This window comes from Micropruina sp. (genome assembly GCF_027492755.1).
In the GTDB taxonomy this organism is placed as follows: Bacteria; Actinomycetota; Actinomycetes; order Propionibacteriales; family Propionibacteriaceae; genus Micropruina.
In genome coordinates this window covers 1-3,734 of record NZ_JAPUED010000079.1, presented here as the reverse complement: position 1 = coordinate 3,734, position 3,734 = coordinate 1, and the positions used below count along the sequence as shown (strand labels likewise).

The following is a 3,734-nucleotide window of genomic DNA, read 5'->3' as shown; positions in this document are numbered from 1 at the left end:
ATCCCGGATCAAGTCCGGGATGACGAGGGAGGGGCCCCTTGATCGGCGACTGATCAGCGATTCCCTGTCGATCCGCGATCAGGCGGACTGCTCGTCCGAGTCGGACGGCAGCACCTTCTTCCAGGCGCCCTCGTAGATGACGGGGACGAAGCCGATGGCCTCGTTGATGTCCAGCATCGGCCGGTTCTCCTCGGCGTTGTAGGTGATCACCCGAGGCGATTCCGGAGCGACCTGGCGCCAGGCGAGCAGCCCGGCGCATTTGACCAGCAGGCCCAGCCGATGACCGCGATGCTGGGTCAGCACCAAGGTGTCCTCCTGATGGGTGGCGCGAGTCAGGTCGGGCCCGATCACCAACTCGTTGAAGCCGCACAGTTCGCCGGTGGCGATGTGCTGGGCGGCGGTCACCTGCACGGTCTGGCCACCGTCGAGATAGCGGGCGTCATGGAGTGCGATCCGTGCCGCGTCCCACGCCTCCTCGTCGAACTCGAGGTCGCCGGCCGGCACATCGGTGGACATTCGTGACTTCATCCAGGCGTAGCCGTCGACGTACTCGCTCGGTGTCGGCAGCGTCCACTGCACCAACCGGTAGTCGGTGGATGCCCGGCGTGCCTCGGCGAGCAGTCGCTCGATCTCCTCGAAGGAGCCGTTCAGGTCGAGTCGGCTGCACCGCTCGATCTGCTCCAGGGTGTAGCCGTGCCGCAGGAAGAACCGGGCCGCATGGTCGCGCGGGACCGATCCGAATCCGGTGGGCGGCACCAGGCGCTCACCGGGGGCGTCCGGATGCTGCGCCCAGGACTGCAGCACCGTCCGGCCATGGGCATGAGCGGTCTGCTCGACCAGCTGATAGGCGGAGGTTCCGATGCCCCGGCCCCACACCTCGGGCAACAGTTCGATCAGCCAGTAGGCGGATCGAGAGCCGGCTTCGAGCGGAATGTCGACGCCGACTCGCCCCACGATCGTGCCGTTGAGGACGGCGAGCCACATGTGGCGCAACTCGTAGTCGTTGGGCAGATAGTGGGGCAGTAGTGCCTCGGGCGCGTGATGATCGTCGTCGTGGCCGCTGATCGCGCGGTACACCCGGTTGCGTACCTCGGTCATGGCGAGGAAGTCGGCGGCGTCCGGGGCCTCGACGGACGCCGGAACAGTCAATGGGCGGAACACGAGCTCCGCGATCGTGGTGTGGATGTCGGCAGTGATGGTCATGGTTGTTCTCTTTCAGGTTCACGCTCGCCGTCGTCGGTGGCGCGTTCTCCACGGTGGTGCGATGGGCTCAACTGAGCTTGGGCGTAGTTGCGAATGAGCTTGGGCGTCGCTGCGAAGCCGCGAGGGCGGTGTCGACGGTTAGTCAGTCAGAACGACGTGAGGTTTCGAACCGCAACTGGGCAGACTTCTCCCCTGACAGGGTCAGTTATCCGTGTGCCCAGGCCCGTTCTGCTGCATCGCGAGGGCGCCGGCCACCACGAACGTGACCGCCGCGTCGAAAGCGGTGGGCGTGAACCGGACGGTATGCCTATTCATCATCGGGTGACCTCCTCTCGCATGAGAACTACGAAGAACGGTACGTGCGAACGCCGGGGTCGGTCAATGGTTCGCGAGGGTTCTTCGCGCTGCGCGGTCAGGCGGAGTTCTTATGGGAAAACGGGACCAACGCTGATCGAGCTTGTCGGGATCTTGGTTTCGACAAGCTCAACCAGCGGTGAGAGTCTGTCGGCGCTTGCGGGTTGAGCCCGTGGAAGCCCCTTGGTAGGACGCCGCGGGTATGGGTCTCGACAAGCTCGACCAGCGGAACCGGCAATGCGGGCTTCTCGCTCAGGCCCGCACGATCTCGGGCTGAAGGTCGGGAGCCGGGGCCTTGCGCAGGCTGGCCCACAGCACGCCGCCGATCACCAGGGCGCCGCCGAGCAGTTCGAGCGGCTGGGGGGTCTCGCCCAGCACCAACCAGGCGGTGGTCAGCCCGGACACCGGCACCAGCATCGAGAACGGCGCCACCCGTCCGGCCGGATGGCGGCTCATCAACCAGACCCACACCCCGGAGCCCAGCACGGTGCCGATGAGCACGGTGTAGCCGAGACCGATCCAGGCCGGCACCGCCGCCGCGGTCAGCGAGGTGGCCAGCGACGAGGCGATCTGATCGGGGCCTTCGAAGGCCAGTGAGAGGGCGAGCATCGGCAACGGCGGCACCACCGACATCCACATGGTGAGGTGCAGCGGATTGGGTGCCGCGGCCTGCCGGGCGGCAAGGTTGCCCAGCGCCCAACCCAGGCCGCCGAGAACCACCAGCAGGAACGGCCACCAGGAGCCGCTGGTCGCCCGGGTCACTCCCACCAGCACCAGCCCCATCACGGCGATGGCGACCCCGAGCGCCGCGCGGCCACTGACCCGCTCTCGCAGCAGCAGCGCACCGAGCAGCACGGTGAAGGGTGCGGACGACTGCAGCACCAGCGAGGCCAGGCCGGCCGGGAAGCCGGCGGCCATGCCGAGGTAGAGGCCGATGAACTGCAAGGTGCCGAAGCCCAGCCCGTAGCCGATCAGCCAGCGCAGCGGCACCTTCGGGCGCGGCACGAACAGCAGGGTGGGAATCGCCATCACGCCGAACCGCAGCGCGACCAGGAACAACGGCGGAAATTGCTCCAACGAGGCGTGGATCGCCAGGAAGTTGATTCCCCAGACCACGGCGACGCCGACGGCGAGCAGGACATGACGAGGTGGCACGGGTCCAGCCTGGAGCAGGTGACAGTGAAGGACAAGCAAGACTTGCTGAAGCAACCGTGTAGGTTTCCTTCATGGAAGTGCGTCATCTGATGCTGCTCCGCGAGATCGCCGGACGCGGCACGCTGGCCGCGGTGGCGACCGCCACCCACCGGACGCCGAGCGCGGTCTCGCAGCAGCTGCGCACCGCCGAGCGCGAACTGGGCGTCAAGCTGGTCGAGCCGGTGTCGCGCGGCTTGCGGCTGACCGCCGAGGGGCAGCTGCTCGCCGAGAGTGCGGACGAGGTGGCGCGGGTGCTTGCCGAGGTGGAGGCTCGGTTGGGGAGCGGATGGGTCAGCCCGGCGGCACGGTCTCGATCGGCACCCTGCCCAGCGCCGGCGAGGCGCTGTTACCGGGCCTAGTGGAGCGGCTGCGCGGTTCGCCGATCACGATCGAGGTGCAGGACTTCGACCTGGCCGAAGAGGGCTTCGCCGCGCGCACCCTCGACCACGATCTGGTGATCGCGCACAGCGCTGCCGGCGACGTGCCGTCCGGTGCCGAAGGGCTGGTCGCTCGGGTGCTGGCCCATGAGCCGCTCGACGTCGCCCTGCCGATCGGACACCTGCTCGCGGCGAAGGCCGAGCTATCGCCGGAAGATCTGGTCGGCACCAGCTGGATCGCGGTGCCGCAGGGCTTTCCGTTCGACAGCGTGTTGCTGGCGATCGAGGCGGTCACCGGCTCGCCGTTGCATCGCCGGCTGCGGCTGATCGACAACCGGCTGGTCGAATCGTTCGTCGCCGTCGGGGAGGGGCTGGCGCTGCTGCCTCGATTCACCACCCGGCCGCATCCCGGGACGGTGCTGCGTCCGCTGCGCGGCGTGAACGCCCGGCGGGCGCTGGTGGCGTTGGCGCGCCCGGATCATTATGCGCGCCGCGCCGTCCGTGCCGTGGTGGGGCACCTGGAGCAGATCGGACGCGAACTGGCGTGAGAGGGGTTTCGACAAGCTCAACCCGCAAGCGTCGACAAGCTCAACCCGCAAGCGTCGA

At 68.1% G+C, this 3,734-nt stretch carries 4 protein-coding genes; 2 read left to right on the top strand and 2 right to left on the bottom strand.

The annotated features are described in order from the left end of the window. Window positions 1–78: 78 nt before the first annotated feature. Both Q0066_RS05245 and Q0066_RS05240 read right to left on the bottom strand, forming a co-directional pair. Complete coding sequence (locus Q0066_RS05245) at window positions 79–1,203, bottom strand: GNAT family N-acetyltransferase (RefSeq protein ID WP_298130789.1); 1,125 nt, start codon at window positions 1,201–1,203, stop codon at window positions 79–81. A 606-nt stretch (window positions 1,204–1,809) separates the two neighbouring features. Continuing rightward, window positions 1,810–2,712, bottom strand: coding sequence for an EamA family transporter (locus tag Q0066_RS05240; RefSeq protein WP_298130787.1), 903 nt, complete (start codon window positions 2,710–2,712; stop codon window positions 1,810–1,812). A gap of 71 nt (window positions 2,713–2,783) precedes the next feature. Here Q0066_RS05240 and Q0066_RS05235 point away from each other — a divergent pair, with 71 nt between their 5' ends. Further along, window positions 2,784–3,110, top strand: coding sequence for a LysR family transcriptional regulator (locus Q0066_RS05235; RefSeq protein WP_298130785.1), 327 nt, complete (start codon window positions 2,784–2,786; stop codon window positions 3,108–3,110). After that, complete coding sequence (locus Q0066_RS05230; RefSeq protein WP_298130784.1) at window positions 3,038–3,676, top strand: LysR family transcriptional regulator substrate-binding protein; 639 nt, start codon at window positions 3,038–3,040, stop codon at window positions 3,674–3,676. The genes Q0066_RS05235 and Q0066_RS05230 overlap by 73 nt, the downstream gene beginning before the upstream one ends. Window positions 3,677–3,734 lie beyond the last annotated feature (58 nt).